The 22960-nt window shown below is 61.9% G+C and carries 22 protein-coding genes; 12 read left to right on the top strand and 10 right to left on the bottom strand.

The window, feature by feature from the left end:
* Window positions 1-60: 60 nt before the first annotated feature.
* From R0382_RS04940 to trhA, 9 genes are all read left to right on the top strand, one after another.
* The gene (locus R0382_RS04940; protein ID WP_432722849.1) at window positions 61-642 is read left to right on the top strand and encodes a sugar O-acetyltransferase; all 582 of its coding nucleotides are present in this window, start codon (window positions 61-63) and stop codon (window positions 640-642) included.
* A 121-nt stretch (window positions 643-763) separates the two neighbouring features.
* A complete protein-coding gene (gene purE, locus R0382_RS04945) occupies window positions 764-1249 on the top strand; it encodes a 5-(carboxyamino)imidazole ribonucleotide mutase (RefSeq protein WP_432722851.1) in 486 nt (161 codons plus the stop codon).
* Window positions 1246-1497: a hypothetical protein gene (locus R0382_RS04950; protein WP_432722853.1), complete on the top strand. Its 252-nt coding sequence runs from the start codon at window positions 1246-1248 to the stop codon at window positions 1495-1497. The genes purE and R0382_RS04950 overlap by 4 nt, the downstream gene beginning before the upstream one ends.
* Before the next feature lie 3 nt (window positions 1498-1500).
* Window positions 1501-2643, top strand: a complete 1143-nt coding sequence (locus R0382_RS04955) for a 5-(carboxyamino)imidazole ribonucleotide synthase (RefSeq protein WP_432722855.1) — start codon at window positions 1501-1503, stop codon at window positions 2641-2643.
* Window positions 2644-2794: 151 nt separating this feature from the next.
* Window positions 2795-3490, top strand: coding sequence for a DNA alkylation repair protein (locus R0382_RS04960; RefSeq protein WP_432722857.1), 696 nt, complete (start codon window positions 2795-2797; stop codon window positions 3488-3490).
* A gap of 7 nt (window positions 3491-3497) precedes the next feature.
* Window positions 3498-3677 (top strand): hypothetical protein, encoded by a 180-nt coding sequence (locus R0382_RS04965; protein WP_432722859.1) that lies wholly within the window; start codon window positions 3498-3500, stop codon window positions 3675-3677.
* Between the two features lie 149 nt (window positions 3678-3826).
* Window positions 3827-4507 (top strand): aquaporin Z, encoded by a 681-nt coding sequence (gene aqpZ, locus R0382_RS04970; protein ID WP_432722861.1) that lies wholly within the window; start codon window positions 3827-3829, stop codon window positions 4505-4507.
* Between the two features lie 168 nt (window positions 4508-4675).
* Entirely contained in the window at window positions 4676-5554 is an 879-nt protein-coding gene (locus R0382_RS04975) for a phosphoribosylaminoimidazolesuccinocarboxamide synthase (protein WP_432722863.1), read from the top strand.
* Between the two features lie 220 nt (window positions 5555-5774).
* Entirely contained in the window at window positions 5775-6395 is a 621-nt protein-coding gene (gene trhA, locus R0382_RS04980) for a PAQR family membrane homeostasis protein TrhA (protein WP_432722865.1), read from the top strand.
* 1 nt (window position 6396) lies between these two features.
* On the opposite strand, the gene R0382_RS04985 is transcribed toward trhA, so the two are convergent.
* Both R0382_RS04985 and R0382_RS04990 read right to left on the bottom strand, forming a co-directional pair.
* Window positions 6397-7644, bottom strand: coding sequence for a hypothetical protein (locus tag R0382_RS04985; RefSeq protein WP_432722866.1), 1248 nt, complete (start codon window positions 7642-7644; stop codon window positions 6397-6399).
* 236 nt (window positions 7645-7880) lie between these two features.
* A complete protein-coding gene (locus tag R0382_RS04990; RefSeq protein ID WP_432722868.1) occupies window positions 7881-9005 on the bottom strand; it encodes a GGDEF domain-containing protein in 1125 nt (374 codons plus the stop codon).
* Between the two features lie 125 nt (window positions 9006-9130).
* Between R0382_RS04990 and R0382_RS04995 the strand changes: the two genes are divergently transcribed.
* Complete coding sequence (locus R0382_RS04995; protein ID WP_432722870.1) at window positions 9131-10075, top strand: carbohydrate kinase family protein; 945 nt, start codon at window positions 9131-9133, stop codon at window positions 10073-10075.
* Between the two features lie 48 nt (window positions 10076-10123).
* Here R0382_RS04995 and R0382_RS05000 read toward each other — a convergent pair whose 3' ends face one another.
* The 5 genes from R0382_RS05000 to R0382_RS05020 form a co-directional block, all read right to left on the bottom strand.
* Window positions 10124-10912 carry a sulfite exporter TauE/SafE family protein gene (locus tag R0382_RS05000; RefSeq protein WP_432722871.1) on the bottom strand — a complete coding sequence of 263 codons (789 nt, stop codon included), beginning with the start codon at window positions 10910-10912 and terminating at the stop codon, window positions 10124-10126.
* Window positions 10834-11361 carry an EVE domain-containing protein gene (locus R0382_RS05005; RefSeq protein WP_432722873.1) on the bottom strand — a complete coding sequence of 176 codons (528 nt, stop codon included), beginning with the start codon at window positions 11359-11361 and terminating at the stop codon, window positions 10834-10836. The genes R0382_RS05000 and R0382_RS05005 overlap by 79 nt, the downstream gene beginning before the upstream one ends.
* Complete coding sequence (locus R0382_RS05010) at window positions 11358-11693, bottom strand: YkgJ family cysteine cluster protein (protein ID WP_432722875.1); 336 nt, start codon at window positions 11691-11693, stop codon at window positions 11358-11360. Before R0382_RS05010 ends, R0382_RS05005 begins: the two co-directional genes overlap by 4 nt.
* A 34-nt stretch (window positions 11694-11727) precedes the next feature.
* Window positions 11728-12489 (bottom strand): sulfite exporter TauE/SafE family protein, encoded by a 762-nt coding sequence (locus R0382_RS05015; RefSeq protein ID WP_432722877.1) that lies wholly within the window; start codon window positions 12487-12489, stop codon window positions 11728-11730.
* Window positions 12490-12559: 70 nt separating this feature from the next.
* Window positions 12560-14758, bottom strand: coding sequence for a mechanosensitive ion channel family protein (locus R0382_RS05020; RefSeq protein WP_432722878.1), 2199 nt, complete (start codon window positions 14756-14758; stop codon window positions 12560-12562).
* 204 nt (window positions 14759-14962) lie between these two features.
* Here R0382_RS05020 and R0382_RS05025 point away from each other — a divergent pair, with 204 nt between their 5' ends.
* Window positions 14963-15694, top strand: a complete 732-nt coding sequence (locus R0382_RS05025; protein ID WP_432722880.1) for a glutathione peroxidase — start codon at window positions 14963-14965, stop codon at window positions 15692-15694.
* 405 nt (window positions 15695-16099) lie between these two features.
* Window positions 16100-17491 carry a dihydrolipoyl dehydrogenase gene (locus R0382_RS05030; RefSeq protein WP_432722882.1) on the top strand — a complete coding sequence of 464 codons (1392 nt, stop codon included), beginning with the start codon at window positions 16100-16102 and terminating at the stop codon, window positions 17489-17491.
* An 86-nt stretch (window positions 17492-17577) separates the two neighbouring features.
* On the opposite strand, the gene R0382_RS05035 is transcribed toward R0382_RS05030, so the two are convergent.
* From R0382_RS05035 to R0382_RS05045, 3 genes are read right to left on the bottom strand one after another with little or no spacing between them, the layout of a single operon-like run.
* Window positions 17578-18255 (bottom strand): hypothetical protein, encoded by a 678-nt coding sequence (locus R0382_RS05035; protein WP_432722884.1) that lies wholly within the window; start codon window positions 18253-18255, stop codon window positions 17578-17580.
* Window position 18256: 1 nt separating this feature from the next.
* Window positions 18257-20089, bottom strand: coding sequence for a hypothetical protein (locus R0382_RS05040; protein WP_432722886.1), 1833 nt, complete (start codon window positions 20087-20089; stop codon window positions 18257-18259).
* 13 nt (window positions 20090-20102) lie between these two features.
* Complete coding sequence (locus R0382_RS05045) at window positions 20103-22940, bottom strand: type VI secretion system Vgr family protein (protein WP_432722888.1); 2838 nt, start codon at window positions 22938-22940, stop codon at window positions 20103-20105.
* Window positions 22941-22960 lie beyond the last annotated feature (20 nt).

A 22960-nucleotide genomic window follows, 5' to 3' on the forward strand; every position in this document is an offset into this window, starting at 1 on the left:
ACCGGGCAAACCCCGGCCGCGCGCGTTAAATTGACGGTCTGTACAACCGGAAAAGCACGCATGTCCGATACCACGATCCGCTACGCCTTCGAAGACCTCGGCAAGCCCCCACATCGCTGGCAGCACGAGCAGGCGCTGCTGCGCCGTTTCAACAGCGGGGACACCGATCACGAGGCGCGTGCCGCGATCCTGGCCGAGCTGTTCGGCGATGCCGGCGACGTCGGCATCCTGCCGCCGCTGACCGTCACGCGCGGCCATGACATCCACTTCGGCAACAAGGTCTTCATCAACAGCGGCGCAATGCTCTCGGGCGGCGCGCCGGTGCGCATCGGCGCGCACACGCTGATCGGCCCCAATGTGCACATTCACGCCACCACGCACCCGGTCGATCCGACCGAGCGTCAGCGCTGGGCGTTCTGGGCCAAGCCGATCACCATCGGCGAAAACGTCTGGATCGGCGCCGGCGCGGTGATCTGCGCCGGCGTGACCATCGGCGACCATAGCGTCATCGGTGCCGGCGCCATTGTCACCCGCGACATTCCGGCTTGCGTACTCGCCGCCGGCAACCCGGCGCAGGTCGTCCGCGAACTGACACCGCCCGACATGGCCACGCTGTATACCGCGTGGACGCCACCCGCCTGAATCGGCGCCGACGACCGCCGCCGGTGACTGCAGCCGGCCCGGCAAGGTAACAACGTCCATCGGTATTGCTGCCCGGAAGCCGCGAATTCGGTAGAATTTCTGCTTTTACGCGAGGTAGGACATGGTCAAGGTCGGCGTCGTCATGGGCAGCAACAGCGACTGGGAGGTCATGCGTCACGCGGCCGAACAGCTGAAAACCTACGGTGTCGAGTTCGAATGCCGCGTGGTCTCGGCGCACCGCACGCCCGACCTGCTGTTCGAATACGCCGAAACCGCCGGTCCGCGCGGCCTCGCCTGCATCATCGCCGGCGCCGGTGGCGCCGCCCACCTGCCGGGCATGCTTGCCGCCAAGACCACCGTACCGGTGCTCGGCGTGCCGGTGCCGTCGAAATACCTGCGTGGTGAGGATTCGCTGCTGTCGATCGTGCAGATGCCCAAGGGCGTGCCGGTCGCCACGTTCGCGATCGGCGAAGCCGGTGCCGCCAACGCCGGCCTGTTCGCGGTGGCGATGCTCGCCGCGACCGACCCGCAACTCGCCGCCGCGCTGAATGCCTTCCGCGAAACGCAAAAGCAGACCGTGCTGGCGATGACGCTCCCCGAGGTATGAACGACGACAGGCAGCGCTGGGAACGGATTCGCGCAGGCGGATTCTGGCGCTGTCTGTTGCTGCGCGGCGCGCTCGGCTGGGGATTGCCGTTCTGCGCGCTCTGGAGCGTGATCGCCGAGATGCTCGGCGTCGCGACGATGCGCACCGCACTGATCGAAGCGCTGCCGCTGGGTCTCGTCGCCGGCCTGGTCTGGGGCTTTGCCTGCTGGGGCTATATGCGCCTGCAACTGATGAAATCGAAGGAATAACACATGGCTGTGAAGCCGATTCTGCCGCCGGCCATGCTCGGCATCCTCGGGGGTGGCCAGCTCGGCCGCATGTTCGCCGTCGCCGCCAAGACCATGGGCTACCGCGTGACCGTGCTTGATCCGGATGCGAAAGCGCCGGCCGCCGACTTCGCCGACGTGCATATCGCCAAGCCGTACAACGATCCGGATGCCTTGGCGGAACTCGCCCGCAGCTGTGCGGCGATCACCACCGAGTTCGAGAACGTCAACGCCGAATCGATGCGCTGGCTGGCCGGCCAGGGCGTGCCGGTGTCGCCGAGCGGCGATTGCGTCGCGATCGCGCAGGACCGCGTCGCAGAGAAAACCTTCATCCGCAACGCCGGCCTCGCCACCGCACCTTTCCTGCCGGTGCAGACCGCCGCCGACCTCGAGGGCGATTTGGCAGCCTATCTGCCGGGCATCCTCAAGACCGCCCGGCTCGGCTACGACGGCAAGGGCCAGGTCCGGGTGAAAACGGTCGACGAAGCCCGTGCGGCGCTGTCCGACCTGAAGCACCAGCCCTGTGTGCTGGAAAAAATGATGCCGCTGGTTGCCGAGGTCTCGGTCATCGTCACCCGCACCCGCGCCGGTGAAGTGACGAGCTTTCCGCCGGCCGAAAACGAACACGCCGGCGGCATCCTCGACGTATCGATCGTCCCGGCCCGGATCGGCGCCGCCATCACCGAACGCGCCCGTTCGATGGCGATGCAACTGGCCGAAGCACTCGACTACGTCGGCGTGCTCGCGGTCGAATTCTTCATCCTCGACGGCGACGAACTCGTCATCAACGAAATGGCGCCACGGCCGCACAACAGCGGTCATTACACGCTCGACGCGACGCTGACCAGCCAGTTCGAACAGCAGGTCCGCGCGATGTGCGGGCTGTATCCGGGCAAGACCGACCTGCTGCGGCCGGTGGTGATGGTCAACCTGCTCGGCGACAGCTGGGGCGCCAATGGCGCCGAACCGAACTGGGATGTGCTGCTGACGGCGCCGAACGCCAAACTGCACCTCTATGGCAAGACCGAGGCACGTTCGGGCCGCAAGATGGGCCATTTCAACGTGCTGGCCGACAGCACCGACGCCGCGCTCGAACAGGCGCAGGCGATCAAGGACATGCTCGGCTGAAAACCCATCTCATTCGGCGACTGCACTTGCGCATTTCGTTTCCATTCGATGCTCGGAATTCTCATGGACTTTGAGTCCATCCCGGTCCCTGCGCTTCGAATGGAATCGAACGGCTTTGGCTCGCTCACCGACTGAAACAGGTTTCGCTCACATGAAGACCAACCAGCTCGCGACGGCGTGGACCGACGACGTCGTCGCCGGACTCGCGCCGTTCGCCGATCCGGCGCTCGCCGCACCGATGGCCGCGTATATGCGCGGCCATTTTGCATTTCTCGGCATCAAGACGCCGCAACGACGCGCGGTATCGACGCCGCTGATCCGCGCGGCGCGCAGCACGCTGACGCCGGCCGAACGCCTCGCCGCCGCACAGCAACTGTGGGCGCTGGCCGAACGCGAGTACCAGATCGTCGCCGTCGACCTGCTCGCCGACCGGCCGGCCACGCTCGGTCTTGCCGCGCTGCCGGTGCTCGACGCGCTGATCGGCAGCAAATCGTGGTGGGACAGCGTCGACGGTCTGGCGGCCCAGGTCGTCGGCCCGCTGGTGCGCGCCGAACCCGCCTTGCTCACGGTGATGGACGACTGGGCCTCGGGCCAGCGACTCTGGCATGCGCGCACGGCGCTGCTGTTCCAGCTCGGCTACAAGGCCGACACCGATACCAAGCGGCTGTTCGGCTATTGCCGGACGCTGGCCGGTCATCCGGACTTTTTCATCCGCAAGGCCATAGGCTGGGTGCTGCGCCAGTACGCAAGAACCGATGCCGATGCGGTGCGGGCCTTTGTCGAGGCCGAACGCATGACGCTGTCGCCGTTGTCGGTACGCGAAGCGCTGAAGCATCTCGGCCGCTGAGACAGTAGTGCGGCAGCCGAGCGTGCCGCAGGCCCGCGCCGCGCTCGGGCTGTATACCAGCGACTGGATGCAGACGGCGCAAGGCCTGTATGCCTCGCTCGGTTTTACCGAGCACGGCGAGCTACCCGGCTGGTACGGCTTGCGCTACCGCAGCTTCAAACTCGATCTCTCGGCCCTTAAAGCCTGAACGTCGCCGATAACAGGGAAAATTGACCATTACGTCAGGACAAATCTGACAGAATAGTCAAGACTATTGCCCTATTCTGTTTCCCCTTCGCGGCTGGCCCGCCGCCACATTCATCACCAGGGGGAAATATGTATCCGCTCAAGAACCGCATGGCTGCGGAATTCATCGGCACGTTCTGGCTCGTGCTCGGCGGCTGTGGCAGCGCCGTGCTTGCCGCGGGCTTTCCGCAACTGGGCATCGGCTTCGCCGGCGTCGCGCTGGCCTTCGGCCTGACCGTGCTGACCATGGCCTATGCGATCGGCCATGTGTCGGGCTGCCATCTGAATCCGGCCGTCTCGCTCGGCCTGGTCATTGCCAAACGCTTTCCGTGCAAGGACTTCGTTCCCTATGTGATCGCCCAGGTCCTCGGCGGGATTGCCGCTGCTGCGGTGCTGTACGCGATCGCCAGCGGCAAGGCCGGCTTCGATCTGGCCGGCGGCTTTGCATCGAACGGCTACGGCGCGCATTCGCCGGACGGCTACAGCATGATTGCGGCGCTGGTCTGCGAAGTGGTGATGACGGCGATGTTCCTGTTCGTCATCCTCGGCGCAACCGACAAGCGCGCACCGGCCGGCTTTGCGCCGATCGCAATCGGCCTGGCGCTGACGCTGATCCATCTGATCAGCATTCCGGTCACCAATACCTCGGTGAACCCGGCGCGCAGCACCGCCGTCGCGCTGTTTGCCCAAGGCTGGGCGATCGAGCAGCTGTGGCTGTTCTGGGTTGCGCCGCTGATCGGCGCAGCGATCGCCGGTGTCGTCTATCCGCTGGTCGCCGGCAAGGCCGAGTAAGCATTGGATCGGTCCCGCATAACGCCCCGACGGCCAAGCCCTCGGGGCGTTATGCCGTTTGCCGGCCAGATTACCGGGGCCGCCTCCGGCCCGGCGGCATGCGACGCGGGCCGGAATCGGGCAAAATAATGCTTTTGCGCCGCACCGGCCCGCGCCCAAGGAAACGAGATGTCCAGCATCACCTCCACCGACCTCAAGAGCCTGAAGAAGATCTACTCGGGCAAGGTTCGCGACCTGTACGAAATCGACGACCAGCGCATGCTGATGATCGCCACCGATCGCCTGTCGGCGTTCGACGTGATCCTCGAAGAACCGATTCCGGAGAAGGGCAAGATCCTCACCGCGATTTCGAACTTCTGGTTCGACAAGTTCAAGGATCTGGTGCCTAGCCATTTCACCGGCGAAAAGGCCGAGGACGTCGTCAGCGCCGAAGACCTGCCGCAGGTCGAAGGTCGCGCCGTCGTGGTCAAACGGCTGAAGCCGGTGCCGGTCGAGGCGGTGGTGCGCGGCTATCTGGCCGGTGGCGGCTGGAAGGATTACAAGGCGACCGGCGCGGTCAGCGGCATCGCGCTGCCGGCGGGTCTGATCGAGGCGCAGCAGCTGCCCGAGCCGATTTTCACGCCGAGCACCAAAGCCGCCGTCGGCGACCACGACGAACCGATCTCGTTCGAACAAACCGCCGACCTGATCGGCCCGGAACTCGCCGCCAAGGTCCGCGACACCGCGATCCGGCTGTACAAGGCCGCGGCCGAATTCGCCGCGACGCGCGGCATCATCATTGCCGACACCAAGTTCGAATTCGGCCTCGATGCCGACGGCACGCTGTGCCTGATGGACGAAGCGCTGACGCCGGATTCGAGCCGCTTCTGGCCGGCCGAGCAGTACCAGCCGGGCAGCAACCCGCCGTCGTACGACAAGCAGTTCGTCCGCGACTGGCTGGAAAGCACCGGCTGGAACAAGCAGCCGCCGGCCCCCGCCGTGCCGCTGGACGTCGCCGAGAAGACCGCCGCCAAGTACCGCGAAGCGCTCGACAAGCTGACCGCCTGATCGGTCATCGGCCGGCAAAAAGCCCCGTCGTCGACGGGGCTTTTTTTGCGTCCTGCCTCCCACCTCCCGGCAATCATCAAGCCGTGTGCAGCGACTTGCTGTACGCACCGTTCGAACCGTTTTCTCCGCCTCACCCGGCGGGTGGGCGGCCAGTTTGGGAATTTCAACAAGGCAGCGTCGCGGGCTGCGGTTATGCTTTTGGCTTCGACCGGAGAAGCCCATGTACCGCGGAGAACGTTTCAACAGCTACAGCCATCTGTTCGGCACGCTGCTCGCCGTCGCCGGCCTCGTCACCCTGATCGTCGTCGCCAGCCTGTACGGCAACGCCTGGCAAGTGGTCAGCGTCAGCATCTACGGCGCAACCCTGGTCCTGCTGTACGGCGCGTCGACGCTCTACCATTCGATCCGCCACCCGGGCGCCAAGAAAGTGCTGCAGAAGTTCGACCACTGTGCGATCTACCTGCTGATCGCCGGCAGCTACACGCCGTTTTCGCTGGTCACCTTGCGCGGTCCCTGGGGCTGGACCCTGTTCGGCCTGAGCTGGGGTCTGGCGCTGATCGGCATCATTCAGGAGCTGTTGATCGGCAAGCGCACGCGGGTGTTCTCGCTGATCATCTATGTGCTGATGGGCTGGCTGATCCTGATCGCGATGACGCCGCTGCGGCTGGCGCTGCCGGCCGGCGGCATGGCATGGCTGGTCGCCGGCGGCGTGGTCTACAGCATCGGCATCATCTTCTTCATCCTCGACGAAAAGATCCGCCACGGTCACGGCATCTGGCATCTGTTCGTACTCATCGGCAGCATCTGCCACTTTTTCAGCATCCTGTTCTACGTCGCCTGATTCACAGGAAGAAACGCAGCGTTGCGGTCCCATAGACGAAGACCACCGCAACGACGGCGTAGAGTGCGGCGGTCAGCGCCTGCACGCCGGGGCGATCCTCGTCCCGGTACAGCAGCAGCAACGCGAACGGAATCATCATGTAGCGCTGTTCGATCAACCACGACGGCAGCAGTGCCAGTACGCTGAATGCGGCGATCACATACAGCTCGGGCCGGCGTTGCGCCATCGCCAGCCAGTCGAGCGCCGCCAGCGCGATCGGGATGAAGAACAGTAGCTTGACCGGCAGCGACGACGACAGCAGCGTCAGCAAGCCATTGCGCAGGAAATACTCGGGCTGGATGGCGTTGTACGGGTGGCTGTTCTGAAAACCGAACAGATAGACCACCAGCAGCGCGGCCAGCCACAGCGGCGCCGCGCCGTGATGGCGCGCGTACGCCAGCGTCGCCGGCAGGTTGGCGATCACGCTTGGCAGCAGGAAAATCGCATACAGCAGCAGCATGAAGAACACATTGCCGACAAACAGCCCGGACAGCTGGTGTGCGCCACGGTCACCGACGGCGACGCCGCCGTTCCAGAGTACGAAGACGGCAAACCCGGCCAGCGCCAGGCCATAAACGGCGGCGCCGCCGGCCAGCTGGGCCTTCAGCGTCTCGCGGCACCAGCGAAAGCCGCTGTCGCGGCAGTAGACCAGCACCGGCACCGCCAGCAGCCAGATGACGTTCTGCTGCCGCACGCACATGCTCAGCGCCAGGATCAGCGCCGCCGGAATCGCCTGCCTGCGCAACGCCAGCCACAGGCCGCCGAAGACCAGCAACAGCGACAGCACGTCGGTGTAGGCCAGATAGAAGTACGGCAGGAAGATAGGGAAGAACGCGAACTGCATCAGCCTTTGCGGCGATACGGCGCCGAAACGCTCGCGCAACAGCAGCGCATAAACCAGCACCAGCGCGGTCCCGAAAAGCGTGCTGATGCCGCGCACCGTCGCCAGCGAATACGCACCGAATGGCCAGCTCAATGCCGCCACCAGCAGGTGGTAGCCGGGAATCGTCGTCAGTCGCGGATCGATGCTGAAATCGCCGAGCAGGAAACGGCGGATCTGCGCTTCGTGGACCACCTCATCGCCGACGATGACCGCGTTGCGGCAATAGACATAAGCCAGCACGATGATCAGGCACAGCATCAGCGCATGGCGACGACGTTCCGAGCGCAACGCCGCCGGTAAGGGGCGCTGCGGTTCACTGCTTTGCATCCGGCTTCTCCGTTCAGACCGCCTCCATGACGACGGCATGGCGACAATCTAAACAAGGCGGAGCCCGCGCGGGCAGCGAAACGCAGCTGGCGCGGCTTTCTGCGACGGCCGGTGCTTGCCGGCCGGCAGGCGTCAGTATCGTGCAAACAAGTGTTGGTCAGGCGCGACGCCAGAAACGACACCGCCCGCAACAGCGGGCGGCGGGAACGACACGAACCGGACCAAGAACCAGGCAATCAGCCCCTAGCAACCATGAAGCCCGACGCGGGTCCGTCGGTCGCCGGTCGCAGTCGCGATTGCGCCTGGCCGTACAGCACCGGGAAATCGACGCCGTCGTTCGGATACATCGCCATGCTGACGCCGGCCGAGACGCGGATGGCGATGTCGTCGTAATCGGACACGATGGTCGTCAGCGCCTCGCGCAATTCGGCCAGCAGTGTCTGCAGTTCGGCTTCGTTGCGGTGCGGCGCCAGGATGCAGAAACTGTCGCCACCGATCCGGCCAAGGCTGTCTTCGGGGCGCAGATGGCTGCGCAGCGCCGCGGCGCAGGTGCGCAACACATGGTCGCCGCCGGCATGGCCATAGCGGCTGTTGATCGCGTGCATCCGGTCGATGTCGACCAGCAGCAGGCCGAGCGAACGCTCGTGCTTGCGTGCCCGGCGCAGCTCGCGCAGACAGACTTCTTCGAAACCGCGACGGTTCAGCGCCCAGGTCAGCACGTCATAGCGCGCCAGCCGCGCCAGGCGACCGCGCAGCTTCTGCGCCACCAGTTGCGGCCACAGCAGCGACTGGAACAGGCCGAACAGCACGCACTCAAGCACCAGCGCCTCGGCACCGCCCCACCAGCCCGGCTGGCCGAACGCCCAGAAGAACAGGATCGCGAGCCAGTACGCGGCGTGCAGCGAACACACGGTCGCCATCACCAGTCGCGGCCCGCCGGCGCGCTCTTCGGCAAACGGCTGGCGCAGCAGCTGCAGCCGCAAGACCGCCAGTGGCACGATGGCCAGCGCGGCCGCCAGCATCACCGGGATTTCGTTGCCGAAAACCTTTTGCCATGCGGCACCGAGCAGGAAAGCCAAGAGCGCACAACCGACCGCGGGTGCCCAGTGCGGTGTTTTCAGCAGATGGCGGCGTAGCGCCACATTGAAGAGCGATTCTGCGAAGACCCAGGCCGCCACGGCGAGCGGCGCCATGCCCAGCGCGGCGAGTAAGGCGGTCAGTCCGGTCAGCGCACCAGCCAGCGCCAGCGGGCCCAAACCGGATTCATGCTGGCTGTTGCCGAGCAGGACAAGCTGGCCAGCAACCAGCACGCCCAGAAGCAGGCTCGCAAACACCAAGAGATCGGAGAGGGAAATCAGCATGAATGAATAATCCTACAGATGCTGCAAGCTTAACAAAGCTGCCGCGCCAGCGGTACCCGGTACGACGAAGCGGCGACCGGCTCCGACAGGTGGCATAATCGGCCGATTTTCAACTGGGAAACGCCATGTCCACGCTGATTTGCGGTTCGGTCGCCTATGACACCATCATGGTGTTCCAAGATCAATTCAAACGTCACATCCTGCCGGAACAAATCCACATGCTGTCGGTGTCGTTCCTGGTACCGGAAATGCGTCGCGAGTTCGGCGGCTGCGCCGGCAACATCGCCTACTCGCTCAAATTGCTCGGCGGCGATCCGCTAATCATGGCAGCGGTCGGCAGCGACTTCGGCCCGTACGCGCAGCGACTCGACAATCTCGGCATAGCCCGTACCCATGTGCGCGAGCTGCCCGAGCAGTACACCGCGCAGTGCTTCGTCACCACCGATCTCGACGACAACCAGATCACCGCCTTCCACCCGGGCGCGATGGGGCTGGCGCACCTGAACCGGCTCGATCAGGTCGAAGCACCGGTCGAACTCGCGATCATCGGCCCGGACAGCAAGCAGGCGATGGTCGAGCGTGCCGAACAGCTCGCCGCCGCCGGCATTCCGTTCATCTTCGACCTCGGTCAGGCCTTCCCGCTGTTCGATGGCGACGACTTGCGCCACATGATTTCGCTGGCGACCTATCTCGCCGCCAACGATTACGAAGCCGAGGTCATCGTCCAGCGCACCGGGCTGTCGCTGGACGAGATCGCCGCGCAGCTGAAGGCGCTGATCGTCACGCTCGGCGCCAAGGGCGCACACATTTACGCCGATGGCGTGAAGCACGACATTCCGCCGGTCCAGGCCGCTGCGGTGCTCGATCCGACCGGCTGCGGCGACGCGTTCCGCGCCGGCCTGCTCCACGGCATCACCCACGGTTGGGACTGGCCGAGCACCGGCCGGTTGTCGTCCTTGCTCGGTGCGATGAAGATCGCCCAGCGCGGCGCGCAGAACCACCAGTTCACCGTCGAATCGATCGCCGTCGATTACCAGGTGGCCTTCGGTTCGCCGTGGCCCGGCCAGTAAGCAAGCGACCAACAACAACGCCACCCGAGGGTGGCGTTGTTGTTGGTGTCAGACCAGTGTCAGCAGCATTTTCGTCGCCAACACGATCAGCAGCGCGGCGAAGCATTTCTTCAGCACCGGTACCGGCAGGCGGTGCGCCAGCCAGGCGCCGACCTTGGCCATCGGAAAACTGGCGATGACGATGCCGGCCAGCGCCGGCAGGTAAACGAAACCGGCACTGCCCGGCGGCAGCTCGAATGCGTCCCAGCCGCTGACGACATAGCCGGCCGCGCCGGCCAGCGCGATCGGCAGGCCGATCGCCGCCGATGTGCCGATGGCTTCGCGCACCGGCACATTGCACAGCGTCATGAACGGCACCGACAACGAACCACCGCCGATGCCGACCCAGCTCGACACCGCCCCGATCAGCGTACCGACGCCACTCGTCCCCAAGCTGCCGGGCAGTTGTCGGCTCGGCGCCGGCTTGAGATCGGCCAGCATCTGCGCGCCGACCAGATAGGCGAAACCGACGAAGAACCACTTGAGTGCCACGCCGGAAAACAGCGCCGCCAGCTGTGCGCCGGCAAAGGTGCCGACGATGATGCCCGGCGCGATCGCGCGGAACACCGGCCAGCGCACCGCACCGCGTGCGGCGTGGGCGCGGAAGCTGGCGATCGACGTGAACACGATGGTCGCCAGTGATGTTCCCAGCGCCAGATGCTGCTGGTGCGTTTCGGGCAAGCCGATCAGGTGGAAGACGAACAGCAGCCCGGGCACGATCACCAGGCCACCACCAACGCCGAGCAAGCCGGCCAGCACGCCGGCAACGAGGCCGAGCCCCAGACACGCGAACAGCATCCGATCAGCGCCTTGATCACCGCCCACTCGTTGTCGGTCACCGGGGTAATCGACAACCGGTTGCCACGCTGCAGCACCCGCATTCCGGCCAGTTCGGGATGGCTGCGCATCGCATCGATGCTGAGCAACTGCCCCTTGGCCACGAAGCGCACATCGACCTGCTGCCAGCGCGGTGCGGCCGGTGTCGACTTCGGGTCGTAGTATTTTGATTCGGGATCGAACTGGGTCGGATCGGGATACGCGACACTGCAGACTTCGGCCACACCGGCCACGCCGGGCTCGGCGCAACTCGAGTGATAAAACAGCACACCGTCGCCGACCGCCATCGCGTCGCGCATGAAATTGCGCGCCTGATAATTGCGCACGCCGTACCAGCCGACCTGACCCAGCCTGTGCAGGTCGTCGATGCCGACGTCGTCGGGTTCGGATTTCATCAGCCAGTAATTCATGCCACTCCCGGGGACCGGATTGCGAGGATCGGAATGCGTTTCCGTTGTTCCAGGCAATCATAATCGCCCAGCTCGTATTCGCGGCAGATCAGTGGGCGCACCGTGTAAATCGAGCACATCATCGTCTTGCGATCGAGCGCCGCGCACCAGCCGTCTTCGAGCCGAAGCATCACCTCGCCGCCCCATTCGTCCTTGGCAACGAATTGCGGTGGCACATCGTCATCACCGGCGAGCAGCATCACTTCAAGCTGGCAACAACAGGCCTTGCAGCTACTACAGGAAAGGGCATCGCTCATCGGGCCATTGTACGACCACGCGGCGGCGCTGTTCACGCTGCACGCGCGGTAAAACGCCGGCCCGTCCCAGCTACTTGATCATGTCCCACGACAACTTGGCGAGTAGCACCAGTGCCAGCGTCAGGAACAGCCGACGAATCCACGTGTTGCCGCCCTTGAGCGCCAGCATGCTGCCGACCTGCGCGCCGGCGATATTGGCGATCGCCATCGGGATCGCGTAGCCGAACAGCACCAGCTTGGCCGGGATGAAGAACGCCAGCGAAGCGAAGTTGGTCGCCAGATTGACGACCTTGGCCGACGCCGACGCGCGGACGAAGTCGAAATGGAAGCAGCGCACGAACAGGAAGATCAGGAAGGAGCCGGTACCGGGGCCGAAGAAGCCGTCGTAAAAGCCGATGGCCGCGCCGATCGCCATGCCGAGATACCGATCACGCCGCGTCAACGGCCGGCCGGCATCCTCGCCGCCGAAGGCCGGCTTGAACCAGGTGTAGACCAGCATGACCGCCAGCAGCACGACGACCATCGGCCGCACCGAATCCGCCGGCAGCAGGTGGATCGCCCGCGCGCCGAAGTAGGCACCGACAAAGGCCGCGGCCGCGCTCGGCAGCAGCACGTGCCAGTCGAGCTTGACCCTGCGCGCGTAGCGCCACGTCGCCGACAGCGTGCCCATCGCCGCGGCGAGTTTGTTGGTGCCCATCAGCATCGCCGGCAGTTCGCGCGGCAGGACGGTAAACAGGCCGGGCACGAGAATCAGCCCGCCACCGCCGACAGCGGCGTCGATCATGCCGGCGATAAAGGCCAGCGGCAGCAGAAACAGCAGCTCTTGGGGCATGACGGTCGGCGCTCGACGCTGAAAATCGTATTGTGAATAGTTCCGTTCAGCACCGGAATGGGGCCAAGCCCTAATCCGCTGCGGCGGGAGGGACCGGCCCGGCCGGCGGCTGATCGAAATGCACATCAAGCTGCGGGAACGGGATGGCGATGCCGCGCTCGTCGAACTTCTTCTTCAGCCGCAGATTGAACGCCCGTGCGACATCCCACTGCATCAGCGGCCGGGTCTTGAAGCGCGCACGGATGACCACGGCGCTGGCGTCGAAGCGCTCGACCCCCTGCACCTCGAGCGGCGCCAGCAACTCGCGGCGCCAGCGTGGCTCGCTGCGCATCTCGCCGCCGACTTCGCGCATCACCCGCATCACCTGATCGAGGTCGGCGTTGTAGCTCACGCCGATATTGAACACCGCATATGCGAATTCGCGGGCGTAGTTGATGATGCTGGCGATCTGGCTGAACGGCACCGCGTGCACCGAGCCCGAGGCATCGCGCAGCTTGACCGTACGGATCGTCAACCCTTCGACCGTGCCGGCATGGCCGCCGACATCGACGAAATCGCCGACGGCGATTGAATCTTCGATCAGGATGAACAGGCCGGTGATCAAGTCCTTGACCAGGGTCTGTGCACCGAAGCCGACGGCCAGACCGATGACGCCGGCGCCGGCGATCAGTGGCGTCACGTCGATGCCGAGGTTGGCCAGCGACAGGATGGTCGCGACGACCAGGATGGTGCCGAGGATGGCATTGCGAAACAGCGGCAGGATGGTGCGCGCGCGGGTACTCGCCGATTTGCCCTTGCGGTTGCTGCCGCCGTTCATGCTCTCGTCGATCAGCGTATCGAGCAGGATCCACAAGAGCCAGGCGATCAGCACCGTCGTCGCGATCCCGCCGAGCATGTCGTCGATCGTGCGGCCGCGGATTTTCAGCGTACCGAGGTCAAGCAAGGAAACCCCCCAGACCCGGACGAACAGATCGGCGAACACCAGCCACAGCAGCAGCAGGCTCAGGTTCTGACCGAATTCGAGCAGCCGGCTCAGATAGGGCGAGCGCCGCCGCACCCGGCGTGCGCGCGTGCGCAGGTAGTAGCGCTGCAGCAAGGTCGAGAGCAGGAAGGCGGCGATCATCAACAGGATGCTCAGCGCCGCGCTATTGAGCGTGCTTTCCTGCCGGCCGCCGCTGAGCAGCGTCTTCGACGCCGACAGCATGCACAGCAGCAGCACCGGCAGATGCCAGAGCCGGGCAACGAACTGCAAGGCCTCGGTGATCGCCTTGCTGGCATGGCGCTGGAGGTAGGCCCGGTTCTGGATCAGATGACCGATCGGCCGATAGAAGGTGATGGCGAAGGCCGCGATCAGCGCGATCGTCGCCAGATCGGTCAGCGCGGCGAGCAGGCCGGCCAGATTGGGCCCGAGCTGGATCTTGATCGCCGCATTGCCGAACGCATCGGAAAACGCCGCCCCCATGCCGATCAGCATCAGCCAGCGGCGGCCGTGCACGATGAGCGCTCGCGCCGCCACGCGACGCGGGCCGGTGCCGCGCAAGGAAAACAGCAGCACGCACAGCGCCGACAGCAGCACGCCGGCCAGGATCGCATAGGCCAGCACCATCGCCAGGATGCCCCCCAGCCCCGGCGACAGCTTCACCAGATAGAGCGTCAGCGCGAACGCCAGCGCCCACGGCACGATGCGATGCGCGAAGAACAGCAACAGCTCGCGCGGGCGCGGATGCGCCGGTAGCTCGCTGTCCAGTTTCAGCACGCGGCCAATCAGCGTTGCGCCCCAGCGCAGCAGCAGGGCGACGCCCATCCACACCGATAGCGCCAGCGCAAAGCCACCGAGCAGCCGCCACGGCGTCAGCGTCTGCTCGGCAACGCGCAGACGCAGCTCGTGGCCGCTATTGCCGAACAGCGCCTTCCAGCGCAGCAAGGGCCGGAAGCCCTGGTCGAGCTGGCTGTTGAACAGATCGACCTGATCGTTGAACCAGCCGAGCAGGCCAGAGGCTTGCGCGCTGGACGACGCCGATGCGGCCACGGCCGATGCGGACACCCGCAAGGCGCGCAGCTCCTTGATCAGCGCCTGCCGCTGCGGCTCGCTTTCCAGCGTGCCGATGACCTGATCGAGCGACGCATTCAGTTCGGCTGCCGTCACCGCGGACGCCGCCGAAGCCACCGGCGCAGCGTGGGCTGGCTTGCCCGGCATCGGGCCGGCCAGCGCAAGAATCGGGACAAGCAGACACACCATCGCCAGCCAGTTCAACAATCGGACCCGCACACTCACTCCTTGCCATCGTTCGAAACCGAATGATCGCACCGACCGCCGTTCGGCAATAGGTGCTCAACGCATCGATGTTCGTTTGATAGAAATCAACAATCGATTTGTTGAAATCATTAAATTAGACGCATCGGCACGCTGCCGGGATACTTCGTCCATCGCTGCACGACGCAGCCTACCCGCCTCAATAACAGGAGTTTAGACATGCTGCAAAACCGTGAAGGTCAACGCGTCCCCAACGTCACTTTCCGTGTCCGCGAAAACAATGAATGGAAGAACGTCACCACCGACGAGCTTTTCAAAGGCAAGACCGTCGCGCTGTTTTCCTTGCCGGGTGCGTTCACCCCGACGTGCTCGTCGACCCACCTGCCGCGCTACAACGAACTCGACCCGGCCTTCAAGGCCAACGGCGTCGACGCCATCCTCTGCGTTTCGGTCAACGACACCTTCGTGATGAACGAATGGGCCAAGGATCAGGAAGCCCAGAACATCGTGATGATTCCCGACGGCAATGGCGAATTTTCCGAGGGCATGGGCATGCTGGTCGACAAGTCCGACCTCGGCTTCGGCAAGCGCAGCTGGCGCTATTCGATGCTGGTGAAGGACGGCGTGGTCGAGAAGATGTTCATCGAACCGCAGAAGGAAGGCGACCCGTTTGAAGTCTCGGACGCCGACACCCTGCTCGACTACATCAACCCGAACGCCAAGAAGCCGGATCAGGTCGTGGTGTTCTCGAAGGTCGGCTGCTCGTTCTGCGCCAAGGCCAAGGCGCTGCTGACCGAACACGGCTACGACTTCGTCGACGTGCCGCTGGACAACAAGATCCGCGGCAAGGCACTCGGCGCCGTCTCGGGCTCGATGACCGCCCCGCAGGTGTTCATCAACGGCAAGCTGATCGGCGGCCACGAACAGCTCGAGCGTTTCCTCGTCAAGTAAGGCCCGCGCCGTCGGGCAGCTGCGCCTTCGCAGCTTGTGGCCGGGCGGTGCTCGGAATCCTCATGTACTCAAATGTACATTCCGGTTCCTGCGCTCCGTCCGGCCGCAACCTGCATTGGCTCGCTCGCCCGCCGACACGATCATTCCACCAATGGGCCGGCTTGACCGGCCCGTTGCAATCATCGGCCCCAATGACGCTACGCCAGCGTCATCGGCCCGGGCGATTGCCATCTGATGCGAATAACAACCAAACCTGTTCCAGTCGGCGAGCGAGCCAAAGCAGTTTGCCCCCACCCGGAGCACAGAAACCGGAATGGACATGGGTCCATGAGGACTCCGAGCATCGGACGGCGACAACATGCGCAGACGCAGCCGCCGAATGGGGCAGGTTAAAAGGAAGCCGCCATGAATACGATCACCATCGACGTTGCCATCCTCGGCGCCGGCACTGCCGGCCTCGCCGCCTACCGTGCCGCCAAAGCCGCAGGCAAGACCGCGCTGCTGATCGAAGGCGGCCCCTATGGCACCACCTGCGCCCGCGTCGGCTGCATGCCGTCCAAGCTGCTGATCGCCGCTGCCGAGGCCGCGCACGAAGCGCGCCACACCGCACCGTTCGGCGTGCATGTCGTCGGCGACATCGTCATCGACGGCCGCGAAGTCATGGACCGGGTCCGGCGCGAACGCGACCGCTTTGTCGGCTTCGTGCTCGAAAGCGTCGACGGCATCCCGGCGGAAGACAAACTGCGCGGCTACGCCCGCTTTGTCGACAACCTGACCTTGCAGGTGGACGACCACACCACGGTCAAGGCCGGACGCGTCGTCATCGCCACCGGTTCCAGCCCCAGCATTCCCGAGCCGTTCAAGGTCTTCGGCGACCGGCTGATCGTCAATGACGACGTCTTCAGCTGGAAAACCCTGCCGCGCCGCGTCGCCGTATTCGGCCCCGGCGTCATCGGTCTCGAACTCGGCCAGGCGTTGTCCCGCCTTGGCGTCGAAGTCCGTGTTTTCGGCGCGCGTGGCGGCGTCGGCCCGCTCAGCGATCCGGCAATCCGCGACTACGCCCGCACCACTTTCCAGAACGAGTTCTACCTCGACCCGGACGCAAAAATCGAATCGATGGCGCGCGACGGCGACGAAGCGGTGATCCGTTACGTGAGCCTCACCGGCGAAACCGTCACCGAACGTTTCGACTACGTGCTCGCCGCCACCGGGCGCAGCCCCAACGTCGCCGGCCTCGGGTTGGAAAATACCGGCCTCGAACTCGACGCGCGCGGCGTACCGCTGTTCGACCGTGAGACATTGCAATGCGGCAGCAGCCCGGTCTTCATCGCCGGCGATGCCAACAACATCCTGCCGCTGCTGCACGAAGCCGCGGACGAAGGCAAAACCGCCGGCAGCAACGCCGCCAGTTACCCCGACGTCAAACCCGGCCTGCGCCGCGCACCGATCGGTGTTGTGTTCAGCGACCCGCAAATCGCCATGGTCGGCGCCCGCTTTGCCGACCTCGAACCGGGCAGCTTCGTCACCGGCCAAGTCAGCTTCGAAAATCAGGGCCGCAGTCGCGTGATGCTGAAGAACCGCGGGCTGATGCACGTCTATGCCGACAAGGCGACCGGAGCCTTCCTGGGCGCCGAATGGATCGGCCCACGCGCCGAAAACATCGCCCATACGCTGGGATGGGCGGTGCAGATGGGGCTGACGGTCGAGCAGATGCTGGAGATGCCGTTCTATCACCCTGTCGTGGAGGAAGGGGTGAGGACGGGGTTGAGGGACTCGATGACTAAGCTGCCTAGTTAATTTGTATATGTGGCGAGTATTTTCGCCACATACCATTCATAGGTTAATTGTCGCAATCAAATAATTGATTAGGTTCAAAAATGCAATTAACATGCACCTGCAACAACATAATCACCTAGCGGATCATATTTATCCGGCCCGTCATATGGCTTCTTTAATTCAAAACGCGGATAAGAACCTCCCTTTCCTCTTATCGGCTTGAATATGTATTTAATCTCGCACACCTTCCAAGCAGCATCAGAATACTTCATCCTTAGTTCAGTGAAATTGAACTTCGGATTTTTTGAAAAATCCAATGCATTCACAACACCAACCCTAACAAATTCATTCGACTCAAAACTCATACTTTCAATTATTGGCTTTGGATATTTTTTTACCGACTCTTGATCAAAATCAGATGAAGATCGATGCGTAAAATCCATCGCATACCTTGCCACCCAGTCACATTTCTTTTCTTTTGGCGCAGACCCGACAACGTTTCCAAAAACATCTCTCACTTCTGTTTTTCTATTCGACATCACCGACTGCGTAATTTTCTTTGGAAAGAAAAAATATTTCTCCATAATGGCACAATATCGCCTCTCATCAAATACGCCAGAAAAATTTCCGTACATCAAAGTTTCGGTATCGATAGCATAAATAGCAGAAACCACATCAGAGATTTCCTTTCTCGATTTCTCACTATAACTATCAGCAGCAGCCATTTGCATCGTGAAAACGGCTATCAACAATACAACACGCTTGCTTACGATAAATAAACGCATACTAGTTACCAACCACTAATTTATCGAAATGTATTTGATACAATTCCTTGAATCTAGAAAGAGTCAGCCCATGCCTATTTTCGCCAGCTCCAGGGAGACTTGTCCACTCACCACGTAGCTTGCTGACAGCTGCATCAACATCTCCCTTTCGAATATCAGTCAACGCGTTCTTTCTCCAACTTTGCTCCGTCAGCGCAATTGCGGCTCTCTTTTGCATAAGTGGACTAAATGTTCTGTTAGTTTCATCCATCCTCTCAAGCATGTCATTCCATGATGCCAACTTTATTTGAAATGCTCCAGCAGCATCAGTTGTCTTCCCTCGAGGAATTTCTTTAGAGCCTTCCCATGGATGCTTCGCATATGAAAGAAAGAATCTACTCCCATCTATGGGTGTATTTAATGCGAAGTACTTCTTTTCCTCAGGAATACCCTCACACTCAAAATCTGTAATCGTTTGTAGAAATGCAAGCATTCTCACTGCAGGCAAAGGGTCATGTGCTGGACTTCTATAAATTCCAACAAGCTCATACTTGCCGTGAGAATAAATACAGTATCCGCCGGAATTGCCCTTAAAATCACTTATGTAACCGTCATACGTCCTAATTTCTATATGTCCATGATTAAATAGTGCATTATTTGGCTTAGCTTTACTCCCACCCCATCTTGACATTTTCTTTCTTTTCTCGTAAGCGGCAGAATTCCACCTATATACGATAACATCACCTGGAGCAGCCCAACGAGGATCTGGCACATCCTTTGTTACATCTTGGAAACCAGCCTCCATTAACTGCTTTGCCCCTTGCGACCCTGACTCGAATGTTAGAGCTCCGTTTCTGACTACCCCTGACCGCATCAAGGCAAGCTTGACATACTTGGCACACCATCCTTCAGACTTTGAAGAACTTTTATTAATCACCTCGAACTTCTTCTTGGCCATTTTTGCCAAAGTATCTAACGTACTGTCCTTTACAAACCATGCCGTCTGCTCTTCAGCAATAGCTATCAAAGTATTCAGCAGCTCCAAGTCCTGCTTTTTGCTAGGCTTAACGCCTTGTGATGGAATTGCTCTATTTGTGACCGAAGTGCTACTTGATTTTTCTTTCTGAAAATCTTCTCCACTCCACCAATTAAGCATGGCCATTCGCCATCGTCCCCACCAGTCCTCATTTTTTTCAGTAATTACTGCATGTGGGGCCCCGTTCTTGTCTCGTCCTAGCACAGGTGGCACCGGCTTGCTGCTTGGCGCTCCCGCAACTTTCGGTACTGGCTTGGTATTTGCTGAATTAGAAACAGAGTCTGGCTTCTTAGGAGCTTCAGAAGGCGCTGGCTTTTTCTTGGCGGGCTTTGGAATTTTTTCACCCGCGCCACCTGGCTCTCCCTGATGTTTTTCAGTTTTTAGTTCATACACAACCTTTGGACTTACTAACGTTAAGTACTCAACACCTGATTCACAAACGTCTTCATGAATCAATTTAAAATTTCCATCAAATTTTTTAACGTAAATCTTTATTTCTTCACCACTATCGAACTTTTGCTCCGGCAACTCACCAAGCGGCCCGGAGGTTGCCGACATTACTTTTCCACCAACAATAACTTTACATTCCAACCCAGCAATGGGGCTTCCAGAAAAATCGCAAATACCAATTTTCAATAAACTTTCTGGCTCTTCACTTAAACTCTCATTCTCTTCGAGTTCAATTACCTGATCACTCTCAGCTTCAGAAGAAGTTGCGCCTGTGGGATTCTGCTGCCCATCGTTACCGTACTCTTCGTCAAGAATAGCAAGCTCCTCACGATCAACTTGAGCACCTGCATTAGCATAGTTTTCGTTCATTTTTATCTGCTCATCAATTGTGTTTTATGTCCTTAAATACTCGCCACTCCCCTTCACCCAAAGCTATCTTTATTTTACCCTCTGATGCTGTATATATATGATCGGTGTTTCCAACTTCATCGGTCTTGCCGGAAGCAATAAATTTTCCTCGCTCATCAAAAGCTTCATAGGGCATTTGTACATATGCCTTCTCTACATCCTCATTCAACCCAATCAATCCAAGCACATTCAGCCGTTGGCTGTATTTATCTTTGCTCGAAACCAACGGATAGCGAGGCATTGAGATTTCCTTCTTTGCCGGCCCACTAAAACTATGATCAGCGCCTTTCACATCCACCTTGCCCGGGCAATGAATCTCGATGTTCCCACCCTTGAGCCGGATGTAGCCGCCGCCTGCCGTCAGCAGGATCTCTTCGCCAGCGACGACGTGGATATTCTTGTTCGCGGTCTGCTGGATGTCCTTGGCCGCATTGATCTCGATGCTGTCGCTCTGCGCCTGAACCTGCACCTTGCCCTTGGCGGCAATCAGCTTCAGGGCGATCCGGTCTTTGACCCCGGCGACGAACAGGCTGATGTGTTCGCCGACGTTATGAATCCAGCGCCTGCCCGAGGTCTGCTGGGTGTCGCGTTGGGCGATCAGGTCGAGGTTGCTGCCGGCGGTAATGGCCTGGCTGTTTGGCGTGGTCTGGGCAAGGCCGGCCGGGGCGCTGACGACGATCAGGGGCTGTTTTCCGGCTTGATCGCTTTTGGCGTCCTTCGAGGTATTGGTGCCGTTGGCCCAGCTTTTGAGGGCTTCCTTCAGGTGGTGCAGGTGGCCCTGCTGGGATTTGGCGGCCTTGGCATTGTCCTTGATCGTTTCCGGGCCGGTTTCGATGGTGTCGGCCAGTTGGTGGGTGGCGACGTCGCCGAGGCTGCTGGCGAGTTCGAAGGCGGCGTCGAGCTGGGATTGTGCTTGGCTGCGATCGAGCTGGTTGCCGCCGGCGCCGTTGGCGGCCTCAGCTGTGATCAGCAGGCCGTTCGCCGCGCGGAGCGCGCCGTGCTGGTCGGTTCTGAGTTCGAAGCCTTCGCCTCGCGGTGTGCCCTTGCCGTCGGATCGCGGCTGGATCAAAAAGCCCTGGTTCAACTGGGTCTTGCCGTGCTCGGAACTGAGCTTGGTGCGCACTTCGCCCTGGGTGTCGTCGAACAGCAGTTCGCCGTACTGACCACCACCGTGTTCCTTGGTCTTGATGCCGGAGAGGGTCTTGTTGGCCGGGAGTGATCCTGCGCCGCTGAAGGCCGGCACCGGGTGGCTGCCGTTGTAGACGACGCCGGTCACCAGCGGCCGGTCGATGTCGCCTTCGAGGAAGTCGACCAGTACTTCCTGACCGACGCGGGGGATGAACTGGTGGCCCCAGCCGGCACCGGCCGAGGGCATGGCGACGCGCAGCCAGCATGATGACTTGTCGTCGAGATTGGCGCCGTACTCCGGATGTTCGGCTTGGCGTTGCCAGTGAAACTGCACCTTGATGCGGCCGAGTTCATCGGTGTGGACCTCGGCTTGGTTTGAATCGGCGGCGCCGCCTTGCACCGGCCCGACCACCGTTGCGGTCTGCACCCCACGGCTGGTCGGTTTGCAGTGCGGGGTATAGTCCGGCGTCAGCGGGATACCACGACGCTGGGCGTCGAAGTCGGTGCGGAACGGGGCGTCGCTGTTCTTTTCCGCAGCGCTTCCGAGCACGGTCTTGGAGAGCTGACTGACCAGATCGCCGGGCAGGTTGTTGCGGGCCTGGACCCGTTGGCGGGTAATCGTAAATTGCCGGTCTTCGGCGGCATCGAAGTCGTGCGCCGGGTGGTTGTCGAGCTGGAACCACTCGCCGACGTTGAACTGCCGTACCGTGCCTTCACCGCTGAACTGTTTGCTGGCCCGGTCGTTGGCCTGCTGCCGCAGCGTTGCGTAGCGACCGAGGTCTTCGCCGTCGCTGCCGTAGTACAGCGTCTGCGGATCGTAGTGCTCGAGGCTCTGGCTGGCCTGACGGCCGCCGTCGCCGTGGTCGATCGCACTCTCGTCATCGGCACTCAGCGTGCTGACCGGCTTGTAGTCGAAGCTGGCCAGCGCAACCTTGCTGCTGCCGAGCTGGCGTTTCGAATCCCAGCCGGTGATGGTGTCATCGGTCTCGGTCGCATCGGCGCGGTGGAAACGCACCTTGGCCTGGGCTGCCGCGTCGAGCTGGTACGGATCGTCAAACGCAATGAGCGTCGTCACCGGGGTTTCACCGCCGGCAAAACCGAAGCGGTAGGCAATTCCCTCTTCAGCCAATAATCGGCTGATCACGTCCAAGTCCGATTCGCGATACTGCAGACAATACGATCGGACCGGATAGGTTTTCGCCAGATCGAACTGCAAGGCAAAGCTCGCCGCCAGCAGCGGGTTGTTCGCCTGATGCTCGGCGACGATGGTCTTGACGATGTCCGGTACGCTCAGGTCCTGGAACACCCGGCTGGTCTTGCGATGGCGCAGCAGCGCCAGCGGCGGTTCGATCGTCAGTGCATAACGGGCAAAGCCGCCATCCGAGCCCAAGGACTTCACCTGGGTGACCACCCCGGTCAGCACCTGATCACTGCCGTCGGCAGTGTGGATGTCGACCTCCAGCGCCAGCCCGAGCAGCGATTTCAGTTCCAGCCCGGCGTCAGCCGACAGGCACTCCAGCGTGTACAGATAGGGCTTGCTGAGTTCAGCCTCGCCGTCGAGCACATGCGGCAGCAGCGTTTCCGGCACCGGGCCCCGTCCCTCGGCGAAGTGCAGCGACAGCAAACGCTGGTCCTGGTTGAACGCAGCGGCGAACGACGCCAGCAGGCTGGAGAGATGATCCATGGGGAGTGATCGCGATACGG

Origin of the sequence: Jeongeupia wiesaeckerbachi, assembly GCF_050916355.1 — a bacterium.
In the GTDB taxonomy this organism is placed as follows: domain Bacteria; phylum Pseudomonadota; class Gammaproteobacteria; order Burkholderiales; family Chitinibacteraceae; genus Jeongeupia; species Jeongeupia wiesaeckerbachi.

Coding starts and splice junctions, on each gene's coding strand:
- R0382_RS04995 (WP_432722870.1), top strand. CDS start 9,131: ATGTCCACGCTGATTTGCGGTTCGGTCGCCTATGACACCATCATGGTG.
- aqpZ (WP_432722861.1), top strand. CDS start 3,827: ATGGCTGCGGAATTCATCGGCACGTTCTGGCTCGTGCTCGGCGGCTGT.
- R0382_RS05025 (WP_432722880.1), top strand. CDS start 14,963: ATGCTGCAAAACCGTGAAGGTCAACGCGTCCCCAACGTCACTTTCCGT.
- R0382_RS05000 (WP_432722871.1), bottom strand. CDS start 10,912: ATGCTGTTCGCGTGTCTGGGGCTCGGCCTCGTTGCCGGCGTGCTGGCC.
- R0382_RS05005 (WP_432722873.1), bottom strand. CDS start 11,361: ATGAATTACTGGCTGATGAAATCCGAACCCGACGACGTCGGCATCGAC.
- R0382_RS04975 (WP_432722863.1), top strand. CDS start 4,676: ATGTCCAGCATCACCTCCACCGACCTCAAGAGCCTGAAGAAGATCTAC.
- R0382_RS05030 (WP_432722882.1), top strand. CDS start 16,100: ATGAATACGATCACCATCGACGTTGCCATCCTCGGCGCCGGCACTGCC.
- R0382_RS05040 (WP_432722886.1), bottom strand. CDS start 20,089: ATGAACGAAAACTATGCTAATGCAGGTGCTCAAGTTGATCGTGAGGAG.
- R0382_RS04955 (WP_432722855.1), top strand. CDS start 1,501: ATGGCTGTGAAGCCGATTCTGCCGCCGGCCATGCTCGGCATCCTCGGG.
- R0382_RS05035 (WP_432722884.1), bottom strand. CDS start 18,255: ATGCGTTTATTTATCGTAAGCAAGCGTGTTGTATTGTTGATAGCCGTT.
- R0382_RS05045 (WP_432722888.1), bottom strand. CDS start 22,940: ATGGATCATCTCTCCAGCCTGCTGGCGTCGTTCGCCGCTGCGTTCAAC.
- R0382_RS04985 (WP_432722866.1), bottom strand. CDS start 7,644: ATGCAAAGCAGTGAACCGCAGCGCCCCTTACCGGCGGCGTTGCGCTCG.
- trhA (WP_432722865.1), top strand. CDS start 5,775: ATGTACCGCGGAGAACGTTTCAACAGCTACAGCCATCTGTTCGGCACG.
- R0382_RS04990 (WP_432722868.1), bottom strand. CDS start 9,005: ATGCTGATTTCCCTCTCCGATCTCTTGGTGTTTGCGAGCCTGCTTCTG.
- R0382_RS04940 (WP_432722849.1), top strand. CDS start 61: ATGTCCGATACCACGATCCGCTACGCCTTCGAAGACCTCGGCAAGCCC.
- R0382_RS04960 (WP_432722857.1), top strand. CDS start 2,795: ATGAAGACCAACCAGCTCGCGACGGCGTGGACCGACGACGTCGTCGCC.
- R0382_RS05015 (WP_432722877.1), bottom strand. CDS start 12,489: ATGCCCCAAGAGCTGCTGTTTCTGCTGCCGCTGGCCTTTATCGCCGGC.
- purE (WP_432722851.1), top strand. CDS start 764: ATGGTCAAGGTCGGCGTCGTCATGGGCAGCAACAGCGACTGGGAGGTC.
- R0382_RS04950 (WP_432722853.1), top strand. CDS start 1,246: ATGAACGACGACAGGCAGCGCTGGGAACGGATTCGCGCAGGCGGATTC.